At 66.7% G+C, this 17,839-nt stretch carries 5 protein-coding genes, 1 tRNA gene and 3 rRNA genes; 8 read left to right on the forward strand and 1 reads right to left on the reverse strand.

The annotated features are described in order from the left end of the window. The first annotated feature begins 31 nt into the window (after positions 1-31). The 5 genes from OG332_RS32270 to OG332_RS32290 all read left to right on the forward strand — a co-directional run bounded on the left by OG332_RS32270 (position 32) and on the right by OG332_RS32290 (position 5,549). A 16S ribosomal RNA gene (locus tag OG332_RS32270) occupies positions 32-1,556 on the forward strand. A gap of 285 nt (positions 1,557-1,841) precedes the next feature. Then, positions 1,842-4,964, forward strand: a 23S ribosomal RNA gene (locus OG332_RS32275). Between the two features lie 76 nt (positions 4,965-5,040). Then, positions 5,041-5,157: ribosomal RNA gene (rrf, locus tag OG332_RS32280) — 5S ribosomal RNA — on the forward strand. The 16S, 23S and 5S rRNA genes sit together here with 1 tRNA gene alongside, the layout of an rRNA operon. Before the next feature lie 5 nt (positions 5,158-5,162). Then, positions 5,163-5,238, forward strand: a tRNA-Thr gene (locus OG332_RS32285). 149 nt (positions 5,239-5,387) lie between these two features. Continuing rightward, positions 5,388-5,549, forward strand: a complete 162-nt coding sequence (locus OG332_RS32290; RefSeq protein ID WP_327416750.1) for a hypothetical protein — start codon at positions 5,388-5,390, stop codon at positions 5,547-5,549. Positions 5,550-5,553: 4 nt separating this feature from the next. On the opposite strand, the gene OG332_RS32295 is transcribed toward OG332_RS32290, so the two are convergent. After that, on the reverse strand, positions 5,554-8,139 hold the full coding sequence (locus OG332_RS32295; protein WP_327416751.1) for a SpoIIE family protein phosphatase: 2,586 nt from the start codon (positions 8,137-8,139) through the stop codon (positions 5,554-5,556). A 166-nt stretch (positions 8,140-8,305) separates the two neighbouring features. Between OG332_RS32295 and OG332_RS32300 the strand changes: the two genes are divergently transcribed. The 3 genes from OG332_RS32300 (at position 8,306) to OG332_RS32310 (ending at position 17,729) form a co-directional block, all read left to right on the forward strand. Beyond that, positions 8,306-13,858: a HAMP domain-containing protein gene (locus tag OG332_RS32300; RefSeq protein ID WP_327416752.1), complete on the forward strand. Its 5,553-nt coding sequence runs from the start codon at positions 8,306-8,308 to the stop codon at positions 13,856-13,858. A gap of 273 nt (positions 13,859-14,131) precedes the next feature. Further along, positions 14,132-14,815 carry a response regulator gene (locus OG332_RS32305; RefSeq protein WP_319729795.1) on the forward strand — a complete coding sequence of 228 codons (684 nt, stop codon included), beginning with the start codon at positions 14,132-14,134 and terminating at the stop codon, positions 14,813-14,815. A gap of 115 nt (positions 14,816-14,930) precedes the next feature. Next, entirely contained in the window at positions 14,931-17,729 is a 2,799-nt protein-coding gene (locus OG332_RS32310; RefSeq protein WP_327416753.1) for an FtsK/SpoIIIE family DNA translocase, read from the forward strand. Positions 17,730-17,839: the final 110 nt, after the last annotated feature.

Consider the following 17,839-nt stretch of genomic DNA (forward strand, 5'->3'; position numbering starts at 1 on the left):
AGTGATGTGTGCACCCGATTACGGGTAAACATTCATGGAGAGTTTGATCCTGGCTCAGGACGAACGCTGGCGGCGTGCTTAACACATGCAAGTCGAACGATGAAGCCCTTCGGGGTGGATTAGTGGCGAACGGGTGAGTAACACGTGGGCAATCTGCCCTTCACTCTGGGACAAGCCCTGGAAACGGGGTCTAATACCGGATACCACTCCTGCCTGCATGGGCGGGGGTTGAAAGCTCCGGCGGTGAAGGATGAGCCCGCGGCCTATCAGCTTGTTGGTGGGGTAATGGCCCACCAAGGCGACGACGGGTAGCCGGCCTGAGAGGGCGACCGGCCACACTGGGACTGAGACACGGCCCAGACTCCTACGGGAGGCAGCAGTGGGGAATATTGCACAATGGGCGAAAGCCTGATGCAGCGACGCCGCGTGAGGGATGACGGCCTTCGGGTTGTAAACCTCTTTCAGCAGGGAAGAAGCGAAAGTGACGGTACCTGCAGAAGAAGCGCCGGCTAACTACGTGCCAGCAGCCGCGGTAATACGTAGGGCGCAAGCGTTGTCCGGAATTATTGGGCGTAAAGAGCTCGTAGGCGGCTTGTCACGTCGGATGTGAAAGCCCGAGGCTTAACCTCGGGTCTGCATTCGATACGGGCTAGCTAGAGTGTGGTAGGGGAGATCGGAATTCCTGGTGTAGCGGTGAAATGCGCAGATATCAGGAGGAACACCGGTGGCGAAGGCGGATCTCTGGGCCATTACTGACGCTGAGGAGCGAAAGCGTGGGGAGCGAACAGGATTAGATACCCTGGTAGTCCACGCCGTAAACGTTGGGAACTAGGTGTTGGCGACATTCCACGTCGTCGGTGCCGCAGCTAACGCATTAAGTTCCCCGCCTGGGGAGTACGGCCGCAAGGCTAAAACTCAAAGGAATTGACGGGGGCCCGCACAAGCAGCGGAGCATGTGGCTTAATTCGACGCAACGCGAAGAACCTTACCAAGGCTTGACATATACCGGAAAGCATTAGAGATAGTGCCCCCCTTGTGGTCGGTATACAGGTGGTGCATGGCTGTCGTCAGCTCGTGTCGTGAGATGTTGGGTTAAGTCCCGCAACGAGCGCAACCCTTGTCCTGTGTTGCCAGCATGCCCTTCGGGGTGATGGGGACTCACAGGAGACCGCCGGGGTCAACTCGGAGGAAGGTGGGGACGACGTCAAGTCATCATGCCCCTTATGTCTTGGGCTGCACACGTGCTACAATGGCCGGTACAATGAGCTGCGATACCGTAAGGTGGAGCGAATCTCAAAAAGCCGGTCTCAGTTCGGATTGGGGTCTGCAACTCGACCCCATGAAGTCGGAGTTGCTAGTAATCGCAGATCAGCATTGCTGCGGTGAATACGTTCCCGGGCCTTGTACACACCGCCCGTCACGTCACGAAAGTCGGTAACACCCGAAGCCGGTGGCCCAACCCGTAAGGGAGGGAGCTGTCGAAGGTGGGACTGGCGATTGGGACGAAGTCGTAACAAGGTAGCCGTACCGGAAGGTGCGGCTGGATCACCTCCTTTCTAAGGAGCACAGTACCGATTGCAGACAAATGTTCTGCACGGTCAGCTCATGGGTGGAACGTTGATTAGTTGGCATCTTCGGATCTGATGGTTCTCGAGTACTGCTTCGGCGTGGAAAGAGGAGACGGAAGAACGAAGATGCTTGGCACGTTGTTGGGTCCTGAAGGTACGGCCGTGAGGTCATGTCTTCAGTGCCGGCCCCAGTGAACTTGTTCTCCTTGAGGGAGCAGGGTGATGGGTGGCTGGTCGTTGTTTGAGAACTACACAGTGGACGCGAGCATCTGTGGCCAAGTTTTTAAGGGCGCACGGTGGATGCCTTGGCACCAGGAACCGATGAAGGACGTGAGAGGCCGCGATAGGCCCCGGGGAGCTGCCAACTGAGCTTTGATCCGGGGGTGTCCGAATGGGGAAACCCGGCAGTCGTCATGGGCTGTCACCCATGCCTGAACACATAGGGCATGTGGAGGGAACGAGGGGAAGTGAAACATCTCAGTACCCTCAGGAAGAGAAAACAACCGTGATTCCGGGAGTAGTGGCGAGCGAAACCGGATGAGGCCAAACCGTATGCGTGTGATACCCGGCAGGGGTTGCGCATGCGGGGTTGTGGGAATGAGCTTGATCGGTCTGCCGGCCGGTCGGCGAGTCAGAAACCGTTGATGTAGTCGAAGGACATGCGAAAGGTCCGGCGTAGAGGGTAAGACCCCCGTAGACGAAACATCAGCGGCTTGCTTGCTCATCTCCCAAGTAGCACGGGGCCCGAGAAATCCCGTGTGAATCTGGCGGGACCACCCGCTAAGCCTAAATATTCCCTGGTGACCGATAGCGGATAGTACCGTGAGGGAATGGTGAAAAGTACCGCGGGAGCGGAGTGAAATAGTACCTGAAACCGTGTGCCTACAAGCCGTGGGAGCGTCGCCGTTGTTCTTCGGAGCAACGGTCGTGACTGCGTGCCTTTTGAAGAATGAGCCTGCGAGTTAGCGGTGTGTAGCGAGGTTAACCCGTGTGGGGAAGCCGTAGCGAAAGCGAGTCCGAATAGGGCGATTGAGTTGCACGCTCTAGACCCGAAGCGGAGTGATCTAGCCATGGGCAGGTTGAAGCGGAGGTAAGACTTCGTGGAGGACCGAACCCACCAGGGTTGAAAACCTGGGGGATGACCTGTGGTTAGGGGTGAAAGGCCAATCAAACTCCGTGATAGCTGGTTCTCCCCGAAATGCATTTAGGTGCAGCGTCGTGTGTTTCTTGCCGGAGGTAGAGCACTGGATAGGCGATGGGCCCTACCGGGTTACTGACCTTAGCCAAACTCCGAATGCCGGTAAGTGAGAGCACGGCAGTGAGACTGTGGGGGATAAGCTCCATGGTCGAGAGGGAAACAGCCCAGAGCATCGACTAAGGCCCCTAAGCGTACGCTAAGTGGGAAAGGATGTGGAGTCGCAGAGACAACCAGGAGGTTGGCTTAGAAGCAGCCACCCTTGAAAGAGTGCGTAATAGCTCACTGGTCAAGTGATTCCGCGCCGACAATGTAGCGGGGCTCAAGCGTACCGCCGAAGTCGTGTCATTGCAGCAATAGGGCCAACGCCCGCTGTGATGGGTAGGGGAGCGTCGTGTGCCGGGTGAAGCAGCAGCGGAAGCTAGTTGTGGACGGTTCACGAGTGAGAATGCAGGCATGAGTAGCGATACACACGTGAGAAACGTGTGCGCCGATTGACTAAGGGTTCCTGGGTCAAGCTGATCTGCCCAGGGTAAGTCGGGACCTAAGGCGAGGCCGACAGGCGTAGTCGATGGACAACCGGTTGATATTCCGGTACCCGCTTTGAAACGCCCAATATCGAATCAGGCGATGCTAAGTCCGTGAAGCCGTTCCGGACCCTTCGGGGAAAGGAAAGTGGTGGAGCCGACGAACCAGACTTGTAGTAGGTAAGCGATGGGGTGACGCAGGAAGGTAGTCCAGCCCGGGCGGTGGTAGTCCCGGGGTAAGGGTGTAGGCCGAGGGGTAGGCAAATCCGTCCCTCATTAAGGCTGAGACCTGATGCCGAGCCGATTGTGGTGAAGTGGATGATCCTATGCTGTCGAGAAAAGCCTCTAGCGAGTTTCATGGCGGCCCGTACCCTAAACCGACTCAGGTGGTCAGGTAGAGAATACCGAGGCGTTCGGGTGAACTATGGTTAAGGAACTCGGCAAAATGCCCCCGTAACTTCGGGAGAAGGGGGGCCATCACTGGTGATCGGATTTACTCCGTGAGCTGGGGGTGGCCGCAGAGACCAGCGAGAAGCGACTGTTTACTAAAAACACAGGTCCGTGCGAAGCCGTAAGGCGATGTATACGGACTGACGCCTGCCCGGTGCTGGAACGTTAAGGGGACCGGTTAGTGCGCTTTCGGGCGTGCGAAGCTGAGAACTTAAGCGCCAGTAAACGGCGGTGGTAACTATAACCATCCTAAGGTAGCGAAATTCCTTGTCGGGTAAGTTCCGACCTGCACGAATGGCGTAACGACTTCTCGACTGTCTCAACCATAGGCCCGGTGAAATTGCACTACGAGTAAAGATGCTCGTTTCGCGCAGCAGGACGGAAAGACCCCGGGACCTTTACTACAGTTTGATATTGGTGTTCGGTTCGGCTTGTGTAGGATAGGTGGGAGACTGTGAAGCGGCCACGCCAGTGGTTGTGGAGTCATCGTTGAAATACCACTCTGGTCGTGCTGGATGTCTAACCTCGGTCCGTGATCCGGATCAGGGACAGTGTCTGATGGGTAGTTTAACTGGGGCGGTTGCCTCCCAAAGGGTAACGGAGGCGCCCAAAGGTTCCCTCAGCCTGGTTGGCAATCAGGTGTTGAGTGTAAGTGCACAAGGGAGCTTGACTGTGAGACCGACGGGTCGAGCAGGGACGAAAGTCGGGACTAGTGATCCGGCGGTGGCTTGTGGAAGCGCCGTCGCTCAACGGATAAAAGGTACCCCGGGGATAACAGGCTGATCTTCCCCAAGAGTCCATATCGACGGGATGGTTTGGCACCTCGATGTCGGCTCGTCGCATCCTGGGGCTGGAGTCGGTCCCAAGGGTTGGGCTGTTCGCCCATTAAAGCGGTACGCGAGCTGGGTTTAGAACGTCGTGAGACAGTTCGGTCCCTATCCGCTGTGCGCGTAGGAATATTGAGAAGGGCTGTCCCTAGTACGAGAGGACCGGGACGGACGAACCTCTGGTGTGCCAGTTGTCCTGCCAAGGGCATGGCTGGTTGGCTACGTTCGGGAGGGATAACCGCTGAAAGCATCTAAGCGGGAAGCCTGCTTCAAGATGAGTATTCCCACCTCCTTGAGAGGGTAAGGCTCCCAGTAGACGACTGGGTTGATAGGCCAGATGTGGAAGCCCGGTAACGGGTGAAGCTGACTGGTACTAATAGGCCGAGGGCTTGTCCTCAGTTGCTCGCGTCCACTGTGTTAGTTCTGAAATAACGAACAGCTGTGTTCATGCCAGCGTTCAAATTTCATAGTGTTTCGGTGGTCATAGCGTTAGGGAAACGCCCGGTTACATTCCGAACCCGGAAGCTAAGCCTTTCAGCGCCGATGGTACTGCAGGGGGGACCCTGTGGGAGAGTAGGACGCCGCCGAACAACCCGCCCTTTTAGCTCAGTCGGTAGAGCGTCTCCATGGTAAGGAGAAGGTCAACGGTTCGATTCCGTTAAAGGGCTCCAAATAAGAAGGCCCCCGCCATTTGGCGGGGGCCTTCTTGCGTTTCCGGGCCGTTGTCAAGTCCCGACTGTTCGTACCGTGACCCGGGAAGCCGCGCGGGGCGCAATGGAGTGGACAGTCCGTTCCCTCGAGCCGCGGAAGGGCCTCTCTCATGGCCATCGCAAGGATCCGACGCTTCGCCCTCGTCATCGTGATCGCTCTGGGCTCCGGAGGCGTCTCCCTGTGCTCTTCGGCGTCCGCCGCCCCGAGCACCGCGCCCGTACGTGTCACCAGCGACACCGACGACCCCACCCACGGTCCCGTCGTGAACTAGTGGACTAGTCGCCCGTGCGCTGTTCCGGGACGCGGAAGGCCAGGATGGCCATGTCGTCCGAGGCCGGCTCGGCTGCGAAGCGTTCCACGGCGCGCAGCACGCGGGAGGCGACCGCGCCCGCGGTGAGGCCCGTACAGGTGGTGAGGACCTCGGCGAGGCCGTCGTCGCCGAGCATGCGGGTTCCCTCGCGGCGCTCGGTCACGCCGTCGGTGACGCAGAGCAGGACATCGCCGGGGTCGAGGGTGAGGGTCTGCTCGTAGAGGTCCAGGTCCTCGATCACGCCCAGCAGGGGCTGCGGGTCCGCGGCCGCGTCGACCTGGCCGTTCGGGCGCAGGCGGAGCGGGAGCGGGTGGCCGGCGCAGACGACCTTCATGAGGGCGCCGCCGTCGGGCTGGGGGTGGAGCTCTCCGTAGAGGAGCGTGAGGAAGCGGCTGCGGGCCCCCTCGTCGAGGATGGCCGCGTTGAGACGTTCGAGGACGGCCGGGCCGCCGAGGCCCTCGCGGGCCAGCAGGCGCAGTGCGTGCCGGGCGAGGCCGGTGACGGCGGCCGCCTCGGGACCCGTACCGCACACGTCGCCGATGGCGAAGCCGTACGCGCCGTCGCGGATCGGGAAGACGTCGTAGAAGTCGCCGCCCACCTCGTTGCCCTCGCCGGCGGCGCGATAGATGACCTCCACCTCCATGCCGGGGATGGCGGGCGAGCCGGGCGGCAGCAGGCTGCGCTGGAGGGAGCGGCTGATCGCGGTGCGCTCGGAGTAGAGGCGGGCGTTGTCGAGGGCGAGGGCGGCCCGGCGGGAGAGGTCCTCGGCGAGTTCCAGGATCTCCTGGCGGAAGTGCTCCTCGCGCGGCTTGCCGAGCGTGAGCATGCCGATCACGCGGTTGCGGGCGAGGAGGGGCAGGACCACCGTCTCCCCGCCGACCGCGAGGGTCGCCTCGGGCCAGGGGCGGGCGCCGGCCTCGCGGACCGGATCGGGCGGGCTGACCCGGGAGAGCAGGGCCTTGAGTCCGTCGATGCGCTCCTCGTCCTCGTGGAGGACGTAGGAGAGGTACGGGTCGGAGGACTGGTCGGCGATGGTGTAGACGGCGCACCAGGTGGCGAGGGTCGGGACGGTCATCTGGGCCATGAGCGCCAGGGTCTGGTCCCGGTCGAGGGTGCCGGCCAGCAGGTCGGAGGCCTCGACGAGGAAGGAGAGGGAGCCGCGGCGCAGCCGTTCCAGTTCGCCGAGGCGGGCGGATTCGACGGCGAGGGCGATGCGGTCGGCCGCGAACTGGAGGTGGAGCGCCTCTTCGTTGGTGTAGCGGCCGGGGGTTTCGGCGGCGACGCCGAGGGAGCCGGTGAGCCGACCCTCCACCTTGAGGGGAACGGTGACGGCGGAGCGCATGCCGGTGGCCTCCAGCAGCGGGACGGCTCCGGGGACCGCGGTGAGGTCGTCGTGGACGGCGGGCATGCGGGCGGAGCCGTAGCGGTTGGTGCCGGCCTCGATGGGGACGCGGGCGAAGCGCTGGCGGGTGGAGGGCAGGCCGGTGGTGGCGCGGACCTCCAGCTCGGTCTCGTCGTCGGTGGCGAGCAGCAGGAAGGCGGCGTCGGCGTCGAGGAGGTCGCGGGCGCGTTCGACGGTGCGCTGGAGGAGTCCGTCGAGGTCGTCGGGGGTGGGGGAGCCGATGAAGACCTCGAAGGGGTCCGCGGGGCGCGGCTCGGTGAAGTGGCCGCTGTCGGTGGCCGGGACCCGTACGGGGGTCTGGAGCAGGGCGCGCTCGTCGTCGTGGACGAGGAGGCAGACGATGGACGGCTCGCCGTGGGCGTCGCGGACGCGCAGGTGGGAGGCGTAGACGGGGATGACGCGGCCGTCCGAGCCGCGGACTCCGTAGCTGCCCTCCCAGCGGGACAGGCGCAGGGCCTCGGCGATGCCGGTTCCGGTGCCGGGGGTCTGCGGCCAGGCGGCGAGTTCGGCGAGGGGGCGGCCGAGGGCCTTCTCGGCGGGGTAGCCGAAGATGTGCTCCGCGTCCTCGTTCCAGGCGGAGATGGCGTCGGAGGCGTCGATCTGGAGGACGGCGACGCGGACCCGGCTGTCGGCGAGGGGGAGCATGCGGTCGGGGACGACCGGACCGGCGGAGCGGGTACCGACCGGCCGGTCTGGCAGGTCGAGGCGGAACCACACGTGCTTGTGCGTGGCCGTGTACTCGACGCCCCAGCGGGTGGCGAGGGCGGCGCAGAGCATCAGGCCGCGGCCGTTCTCGCGGTCGGGGTCGGCGTACGGGCGCTCGTCGGGGTGCCGGAGCGGGAGCTCGCGCTCCGGGTACCGGTCGGCGACCTCGACGCGTACGCCGCCTTCGGCGCGCAGGCACAGGACCTCGGCCCGGGTTCCGGCGTGGACCACGGCATTGGTGACGAGCTCGCTGGTGAGCACCACCGCGTCGTCGACGATGTCCGCGAAACCCCAGCCCTGCAGGGTGTCGCGGACGAACGCGCGAGCGGCGGCGACCGAGCGCCCGAGGGGGTCGAAGCTGGCAGCCGCCCGTGCCGTGATCACGAATCTCCTTCGACGCGGTTGGACATCGGTTGCCAGGTTACTTACCTTCACGGTCGGCATGGTGCCGTCGTCCGGGAATCCACCCGCAGGGTACGGCGGGTGTGCGATGGTGCCGAAGTGTTATGGCCGGGTTCGGCCAGGGTGAAACACTGGGCAGGCTTGAAGAGCCGGGCAGCAGCACTCGAAGCCCGGCGGAACAGCGGTCGACCCTTTCGGGAGGGACACGGTGGAGTCTGGCGCAGCGGTGCGGCGTACGGGAACGCGGCCGAAGGGCGGACGTCCCCGGCGCAGTGGCACGACGGAGGTCGATACCGCCGCTCTGAACAGGCTGCTCACGGCCCTGGTGTCGATGCGGGACGGGAACTTCCGCAAGCGGCTGACGGTGTCCGGCGAGGGCGTGATGGCGGAGATCGCCGCCGTCTACAACGAGGTCGCCGACCGCAACCTCCACCTGACCGGTGAACTGTCCCGGGTGCGGCGGATGGTGGGCCGCGAGGGCAAGCTGAGCGAACGGCTGGAAACGGGTGCCTGCGAGGGTTCCTGGGCGGCCGCGATCGACGCCTCGAACCAGTTGGTGGACGACCTGGCCCGGCCGGTGTCCGAAGTGGGCCGGGTGCTGTCGGCGGTGGCCGAGGGCGATCTGGACCAGCGGATGGACCTGCGGACGCAGGCCGCCGACGGGGTGGGGCATCCGCTGCGCGGGGAGTTCCTGAAGGTCGGGCGCACGGTCAACAACCTGGTCGACCAGCTGTCCGCGTTCACCGACGAGGTGACGCGCGTGGCACTGGAGGTGGGTACCGAGGGCAAGCTCGGCGGCCAGGCCCAGGTGCGTGGAATGTCCGGTTCGTGGAAGGACCTGACCGACTCCGTCAACACCATGGCGTACCGGCTCACCGCCCAGGTACGTGATATCGCTCTCGTCACGACGGCGGTCGCGAAGGGCGATCTGTCGCGCAAGGTCACGGTGCACGTGGCCGGCGAGATGCTCCAGCTGAAGAACACCGTGAACACGATGGTGGACCAGCTGTCGTCCTTCTCCTCCGAGGTGACCCGTGTCGCCCGCGAGGTGGGTACGGAGGGCGAGCTGGGCGGCCAGGCGAAGGTGCCCGGGGTCGCGGGCGTGTGGAAGGACCTGACGGACTCCGTCAACACCATGGCCGGGAACCTGACGGCCCAGGTGCGCGGGATCGCGCAGGTGACGACGGCGGTCGCGAACGGCGACCTGTCGCAGAAGGTTCGGGTCAGCGCGCGCGGCGAGGTGGCGCAGCTGGCCGAAACGATCAATCAGATGACGGAGACCCTGCGGACCTTCGCGGACGAGGTCACGCGCGTGGCCAGCGAGGTCGGCGCCAAGGGCCTGCTCGGCGGCCAGGCGCAGGTGCCGGGTGCCGCAGGGACGTGGAAGGACCTCACCGATTCGGTGAACACGGTCTTCCGCAACCTCACCACGCAGGTGCGGGACATCGCGCAGGTGACCACCGCGGTGGCCAACGGAGACCTGTCGCAGAAGGTCACCGTCGACGTGGCCGGCGAGATGCTGGAGTTGAAGAACACCGTCAACACGATGGTGGACCAGCTCCAGTCCTTCGGTGCCGAAGTGACGCGGGTGGCCCGTGAGGTCGGTGTCGAGGGCGAGCTGGGCGGCCAGGCGCAGGTGCCGGGTGCCGCGGGGACGTGGAAGGACCTCACCGATTCGGTGAACACCGCCTTCCGCAACCTCACCGGGCAGGTGCGCAACATCGCGCAGGTGACGACGGCGGTGGCCAACGGCGACCTCTCGCAGAAGGTCACGGTCGACGTCTCCGGCGAGATGCTCCAGCTGAAGAACACCGTGAACACCATGGTGGACCAGCTGTCCTCCTTCGCCGACCAGGTGACGCGGATGGCCCGGGACGTGGGTACGGAGGGCCGGCTCGGCGGCCAGGCCCGGGTGGAGGGGGTGTCCGGCACCTGGAAGGAGCTCACCGACTCCGTCAACTTCATGGCCGGGAACCTGACCTCGCAGGTGCGCCAGATCGCGCAGGTGACGACGGCGGTGGCGCGGGGCGACCTGTCGCAGAAGATCGACGTGGACGCCCGGGGCGAGATCCTGGAGCTGAAGAACACCATCAACACGATGGTCGACCAGCTCTCCGCGTTCGCGGAGCAGGTGACCCGGGTGGCCCGGGACGTGGGTACGGAGGGCCGGCTCGGCGGCCAGGCGCAGGTACCCGGGGTGGCCGGCGTATGGCGTGACCTGACGGACTCGGTGAACGGCATGGCCGGGAACCTGACCTCGCAGGTCCGCAACATCGCGCAGGTGGCCACGGCGGTGGCGCGGGGCGACCTGTCGCAGAAGATCGACGTGGACGCCCGGGGCGAGATCCTGGAGCTGAAGAACACCCTCAACACGATGGTCGACCAGCTCTCGAACTTCGCCGAGCAGGTGACGCGGGTGGCCCGTGAGGTGGGTACCGAGGGCATCCTCGGCGGTCAGGCGGAGGTCAAGGGTGTCTCCGGCACCTGGAAGGACCTCACGCAGTCCGTCAACTTCATGGCGAACAACCTGACGTCGCAGGTGCGCAACATCGCCGAGGTGACCACGGCCGTGGCCATGGGCGACCTCTCCAAGAAGATCACCGTCGACGCGAAGGGCGAGATCCTCGAACTCGTCACCACCGTCAACACGATGGTGGACCAGCTGTCCTCGTTCGCGGAGCAGGTGACCCGGGTGGCCCGCGAGGTGGGCTCCGAGGGCATCCTGGGCGGTCAGGCCCGGGTGCGCGGGGTCACGGGCATCTGGAAGGACCTGACCGACAACGTCAATCTGATGGCCAACAACCTGACCTCGCAGGTGCGCAACATCTCCCAGGTCTCGGCGGCGGTCGCCAACGGCGACCTGACGAAGAAGGTCACGGTCGAGGCGCGCGGCGAGGTCGCGCAGCTCGCCGACACGGTCAACACGATGGTGAAGACCCTGTCCTCCTTCGCCGACGAGGTCACGCGCGTGGCCCGCGAGGTGGGTACGGAGGGACGCCTGGGCGGTCAGGCGCACGTGCCCGGGGTCTCGGGGACGTGGAAGGACCTCACCGATTCGGTGAACTTCATGGCCTCCAACCTCACCGGTCAGGTGCGGCAGATCGCCATGGTCACGACGGCCATCGCCAAGGGCGACATGACCAAGAAGATCGACATCGATGCCCGGGGCGAGATCCTGGAGCTCAAGACCACCATCAACACGATGGTCGACCAGCTGTCCTCGTTCGCGGACCAGGTCACGCGGGTGGCCCGCGAGGTGGGCACCGAGGGCATCCTGGGCGGTCAGGCCCGGGTCCGGGACGTCGACGGCACCTGGCGGGACCTGACCGAGTCCGTGAACGAGATGGCCGGGAACCTCACCCGGCAGGTGCGCGCGATCGCGGCCGTGGCCACGGCGGTGACCCGGGGCGACCTGAGCCTGAAGGTCGACGTGGACGCGGCGGGCGAGATCCAGGTCCTCCAGGACAACATCAACACGATGATCGTCAACCTGCGCGACACCACCTTGGCCAACAAGGAGCAGGACTGGCTCAAGGGCAACCTCGCCCGGATCTCCGCCCTGATGCAGGGCCGCCGGGAGCTCGACGACGTGGCCTCGCTGATCATGAGCGAGCTCACTCCGGTGGTCTCCGCGCAGCACGGCGCCTTCTTCCTGGCGCTGCCGACCGGCGGTTCCACCGAGATCGGTACGGACGGGGGCGGGGACGGCTCGTACGAGCTGCGGATGCGCGGGAGTTACGCGTACGCGGGCGGTCAGATGCCCATCGCCTTCCGGCCGGGGGAGGGACTGATCGGGACCGTCGCCGAGGAGAAGCGGACGATCCTCGTCGAGAACACCCCGCCCGGCTACCTGAAGATCTCCTCGGGGCTGGGCGAGGCACCGCCGGCGCATGTGATCGTGCTGCCGGTGCTCTTCGAGGGGAAGGTGCTCGGCGTCATCGAGCTGGCCTCGTTCACGCCGTTCACGCAGATCCAGAAGGACTTCCTCAGCCAGATCGCCGAGATGATCGGTACGAGCGTCAACACCATCAGCGTCAACTCCAAGACGGAGATGCTGCTGAAGCAGTCGCAGGAGATGACCGAGCAGCTGCGCGAGCGCTCGGACGAGCTGGAGAACCGGCAGAAGGCCCTCCAGGCCGCCAACGCGGAGCTGGAGGAGAAGGCCGAGCTGCTGGCCCAGCAGAACCGGGACATCGAGGTGAAGAACACCGAGATCGAGGAGGCCCGGCAGGTCCTGGAGGAGCGTGCCGAGCAGCTCGCGGTCTCGATGCGCTACAAGTCGGAGTTCCTGGCGAACATGTCGCACGAGCTGCGCACGCCGCTCAACTCGCTGCTGATCCTGGCCAAGCTGCTCGCCGACAACGCGGACGAGAACCTGTCGCCGAAGCAGGTGGAGTTCGCCGAGACCATCCACGGCGCGGGCTCGGACCTGCTGCAGCTGATCAACGACATCCTCGACCTGTCGAAGGTCGAGGCCGGGAAGATGGACGTCTCGCCGACCCGGATCGCACTGGTCCAGCTCGTCGACTACGTGGAGGCGACCTTCCGGCCACTGACGGCGGAGAAGGGCCTGGACTTCTCGGTGCGGGTCTCGCCGGAGCTGCCCGCCACTTTGCACACCGACGAGCAGCGGCTCCTCCAGGTGCTGCGCAACCTGCTGTCGAACGCGGTGAAGTTCACCGACACCGGGGCGGTGGAGCTGGTGATCCGGCCGGCCGGGGCCGATGTGCCGACGGCGATCCGCGAGCAGCTGCTGGAAGCCGGTTCGCTGCGGGAGGCGGACGCGGATCTGATCGCGTTCTCCGTGACGGACACGGGCATCGGGATCGCGGCGAGCAAGATGCTGGTGATCTTCGAGGCGTTCAAGCAGGCCGACGGGACGACGAGCCGCAAGTACGGCGGCACCGGACTGGGCCTGTCCATCAGCCGGGAGATCGCCCGGCTGCTGGGCGGGGAGATCCACGCGGCGAGCGAGCCCGGCCGCGGGTCCACCTTCACGCTGTACCTGCCGCTGCACCCGAGCGAGCTGCCTCCGCAGGGGTACGCGCCGCCCACGCCCGGCGGTGGCCGCGGCGAGTTGTACCGCAGGTCCCTCGACGGGGCCCGGCCGGTGCTGCCGGCGGCCCCGGCCGGGCCCGCGGCCGTACCGTCGGGGCCGCCCCAGCCGCCCCAGCCGCCCCAGTCGGCGCGGCCGGCGCTGTCGGCCGCCGAGCAGGGCGGGCCGGGGCAGGGCGGCGGGGCCGCGCTGTTCCGGCGGCGGCGCAAGGCGCTGAGCGACCTGGAGCCGCGTACGGCGGTGCCGGGGCAGCCGAACGCGGTGGCGGCCGAGGACGGCTGGGGGAGCGCGGAGGATGAACTTCCGGTGGTGCCCCGGACGTACGACTTCCACGGCGAGAAGGTGCTCATCGTGGACGACGACGTACGCAACGTCTTCGCGCTCACCAGCGTGCTGGAGCAGCACGGACTGGCCGTGCTGTACGCGGAGAACGGGCGGGAGGGCATCGAAGTCCTCGAGCAGCACGACGATGTGACGGTCGTACTGATGGACATCATGATGCCCGAGATGGACGGATACGCCACGACCTCGGCGATCCGGCGGATGCCGCAGTTCGCGGGGCTGCCGATCATCGCGCTGACGGCGAAGGCGATGAAGGGCGACCGGGAGAAGGCGATCGACTCCGGTGCTTCCGACTATGTCACCAAGCCCGTCGACCCCGACTACCTCCTGTCGGTGATGGAGCAGTGGATGCGAGGAAAGTGATCGCGGGGAGAGCGCTGCACATCAATTGCTGACTCACTGTGGCCGGAGCGGTGTGTGACCCCGGTATACGGGGAACCTTCTGCTCTCCCGCCACGTTTCTGCTTCGTGCACAGTGACATCTTGGTGACAGGGTGTGGCGATCTCGGGACTGGGGCTACGATGACCGGCACAAGGACGGACGGCGCAAGGATGCCGTCCTCTGGGGCGGGGCCCGGCACACAGGCCGGAGCCAGGAGCCGGGGAGGCCCCATGCCGGGGCGAGGAGGACAGGGCATGGTGCAGAAGGCCAAGATCCTCCTGGTCGACGACCGGCCGGAGAATCTGCTGGCGCTGGAGGCCATCCTCTCCGCGCTCGATCAGACACTGGTCCGGGCGTCGTCGGGGGAGGAAGCGCTCAAGGCGCTGCTGACGGACGATTTCGCGGTCATCCTGCTGGATGTCCAGATGCCGGGAATGGACGGATTCGAAACGGCCGCGCACATCAAGCGGCGCGAGCGGACCCGGGACATCCCGATCATCTTCCTCACCGCGATCAACCACGGTCCGCACCACACGTTCCGCGGTTACGCGGCGGGTGCGGTCGACTACATCTCGAAGCCCTTCGACCCGTGGGTGCTGCGGGCCAAGGTGTCGGTCTTCGTGGAGCTGTACACGAAGAACTGCCAACTGCGCGAGCAGGCGGCCCTGCTGCGGCTCCAGCTGGAGGGCGGCAGCTCGAACGGCGTGGACGCCAGCAAGGAGACGGCCGGACTGCTGGCCGAGCTCTCCGCGCGGCTCGCGGCGGTCGAGGAGCAGGCAGAGGCGCTGACCAAGCAGCTCGGCGAGGACTCGGCCGACGCCGGCGTGGTGGCGACCGCGGCCCACCTGGAGCGCAAGCTCACGGGTCTGCGGCGGGCGCTCGACGCGCTGGAGCCCGGCACCGCCGGAGGGGCTCCGGCCCTGCCCTCGCAGAACTGACCGCGCGGGCGTCGGCTCTGGCGGTGCGTCAAAGCACCAACGGAGCCGACGACACGAACGGGTGAAGGGGTGGGCACGCGTGTCCACCGGCGCGCGCACCGGTAACCTCGGGCCCATGGCCTCAAGTACGTCCGGCAAGGGTTCCCAGAGCACCGCGGGCACCGCGAAGGGCCGCACCGGCCGTACGACGGCGCCGGCCAAGAAGGCGGCCCCCGCGCGCAAGCCCCCGGCGAAGAAGGCCGCGGCCGCCAAGCGCGCCCCGGCGAAGAAGGCCGCGGCCAAGCCCGCGCCGTCTCCGACGGGGGGCGTGGTGCGGCTGGTGCGCGCCGTGTGGCTCGGCTGCGCGCACGCCGTCGGCGCCGTCTTCCGCGGGATCGGCCAGGGGGCCAAGAACCTCGACCCCGCCCACCGCAAGGACGGCGTCGCGCTGCTGCTGCTCGCCCTCGCGCTGATCGTGGCCGCCGGTACCTGGTCGAATCTGAGCGGTCCGGTCGGGGATCTGGTGACCATGCTGGTCACCGGTGCCTTCGGACGACTGGATCTGCTCGTCCCGATCCTGCTCGGCGTCATGGCGGTACGTTTCATCCGCCATCCCGAGCAGACCGACGCCAACGGCCGCATCGGCATCGGGCTCTCCGCCCTCGTCATCGGGGTCCTGGGCCTGGTCCACATCGCCTGCGGGGCGCCCGGCCGGGACGAGGGCACCACCGCGATGCAGAACGCGGGCGGGCTCGTCGGCTGGGGCGCCTCCAAGCCGCTGATCTTCACCATGGGCGCGCCGCTGGCCGTGCCCATGCTGGTGCTGCTGACGGTCTTCGGGCTGCTGGTGGTCACCGCGACCCCGGTCAACGCGATCCCGCAGCGCCTGCGCCGGCTCGGCATCCGGCTCGGGATCATCGCCCCGAACGAGTACGACGAGGGGTACGGGGAGACCGAGGGCGGCGCCGCCGACCGGCGGGACCGCCACGACGCGGAGCAGTGGCGGGCCCGTACGGGCTCCGGCGCCGGCTCCGGCGACCCGGCGGACGCCGCCGAGGAGGAGGCGCTCGCCCGGCGGCGCCGGCCGCGCAGGAGCTCCGCCCGGCCTGCCATGGACCGGGAGATGGACGCCGTCGACGTGGCGGCGGCGGCCGCCGCCGCGCTGGACGGGGCGGTCTACGGCGGCCTGCCGCCCTCCCCGCTCGTCGCCGAGCTCACCCACGGCATCAGCGTCGAGCGGGAGGGCGCGGAGATCACCGCGCCCGTGCCGACCGCCCGCGGGGAGCGCACCGCGGCGCCCGCCGCCGCCGAGCCCCCCACCGCTCCCGAAACCACCGCCGAGCAGCCGCACGCCACCACCGCCGCGGCCTCCGGGACGCTGTCGGTGCCCGACCTGACCAAGGCGCCGCCGCAGACCCAGGCGCTGCCGCCGCGCGCCGAGCAGCTCCAACTGCGCGGGGACATCACGTACGCCCTGCCCTCGCTGGACCTGCTGGAGAAGGGCGGGCCCGGCAAGACCCGCAGTGCCGCCAACGACGCGGTGGTTGCCTCGCTGCGCAACGTGTTCACCGAGTTCAAGGTCGACGCGGACGTCACCGGTTTCACCCGGGGGCCGACGGTCACCCGGTACGAGGTCACGCTGGGCGCCGCGGTCAAGGTCGAGCGGATCACCGCGCTGACCAAGAACATCGCCTACGCCGTGGCCTCGCCGGACGTGCGGATCATCAGCCCGATCCCGGGCAAGTCGGCGGTCGGCATCGAGATCCCGAACACCGACCGTGAGATGGTCAACCTCGGTGACGTGCTGCGCCTCGCGGACGCGGCCGAGGACGACCACCCGATGCTGGTCGCGCTCGGCAAGGACGTCGAGGGCGGCTACGTCATGGCCAACCTGGCCAAGATGCCGCACGTGCTCGTGGCCGGCGCCACCGGTTCCGGAAAGTCCTCCTGCATCAACTGCCTGATCACCTCCGTCATGGTCCGGGCGACCCCGGAGGACGTCCGGATGGTGCTCGTGGACCCCAAGCGGGTGGAGCTGACGGCGTACGAGGGCATCCCGCACCTGATCACGCCGATCATCACCAACCCCAAGCGGGCCGCCGAGGCCCTGCAGTGGGTCGTGCGCGAGATGGACCTGCGCTACGACGACCTGGCCGCCTTCGGCTACCGGCACATCGACGACTTCAACCAGGCCATCCGGGACGGCAAGATCAAACTGCCGCCGGGCAGCGAGCGGGAGCTCAGCCCGTACCCGTACCTGCTCGTGATCGTCGACGAGCTGGCCGACCTGATGATGGTGGCCCCGCGCGACGTCGAGGACTCGATCGTCCGGATCACCCAGCTGGCCCGCGCGGCCGGCATTCACCTGGTGCTCGCCACCCAGCGGCCCTCGGTGGACGTGGTCACCGGCCTGATCAAGGCGAACGTGCCCTCGCGCCTCGCCTTCGCCACCTCCTCGCTCGCCGACAGCCGGGTCATCCTCGACCAGCCGGGCGCCGAGAAGCTCATCGGCAAGGGTGACGGGCTGTTCCTGCCGATGGGGGCGAACAAGCCGGTCCGTCTCCAGGGGGCCTTCGTCACCGAGGACGAGATCGCCGGGATCGTCCAGCACTGCAAGGACCAGATGGCGCCCGTCTTCCGGGACGACGTCACCGTCGGGCAGAAGCAGAAGAAGGAGATCGACGAGGACATCGGCGACGACCTGGACCTGCTGTGCCAGGCGGCGGAGCTGGTGGTCACCACGCAGTTCGGCTCCACCTCGATGCTCCAGCGCAAGCTGCGGGTGGGCTTCGCCAAGGCCGGGCGGCTGATGGACCTCATGGAATCGCGGGGGATCGTCGGCCCGAGCGAGGGTTCGAAGGCGCGCGACGTCCTGCTGAAGGCCGACGAGCTGGACGACGTGCTCGCCGTCATCCGCGGCGAGGCCCATCCGTAACCAATTCGCGAGCAACCGTTTCCCTTGGGCCCACGTCCAGTTGAAGGGAGGTAGTGGCACCGCGCACGACCTCGCGTACGGCGTCGGTCCGCCACGCCGGAGCGGGCCTC

Origin of the sequence: Streptomyces sp. NBC_01233, from assembly GCF_035989305.1 — a bacterium.
Taxonomy (GTDB): Bacteria; Actinomycetota; Actinomycetes; order Streptomycetales; family Streptomycetaceae; genus Streptomyces.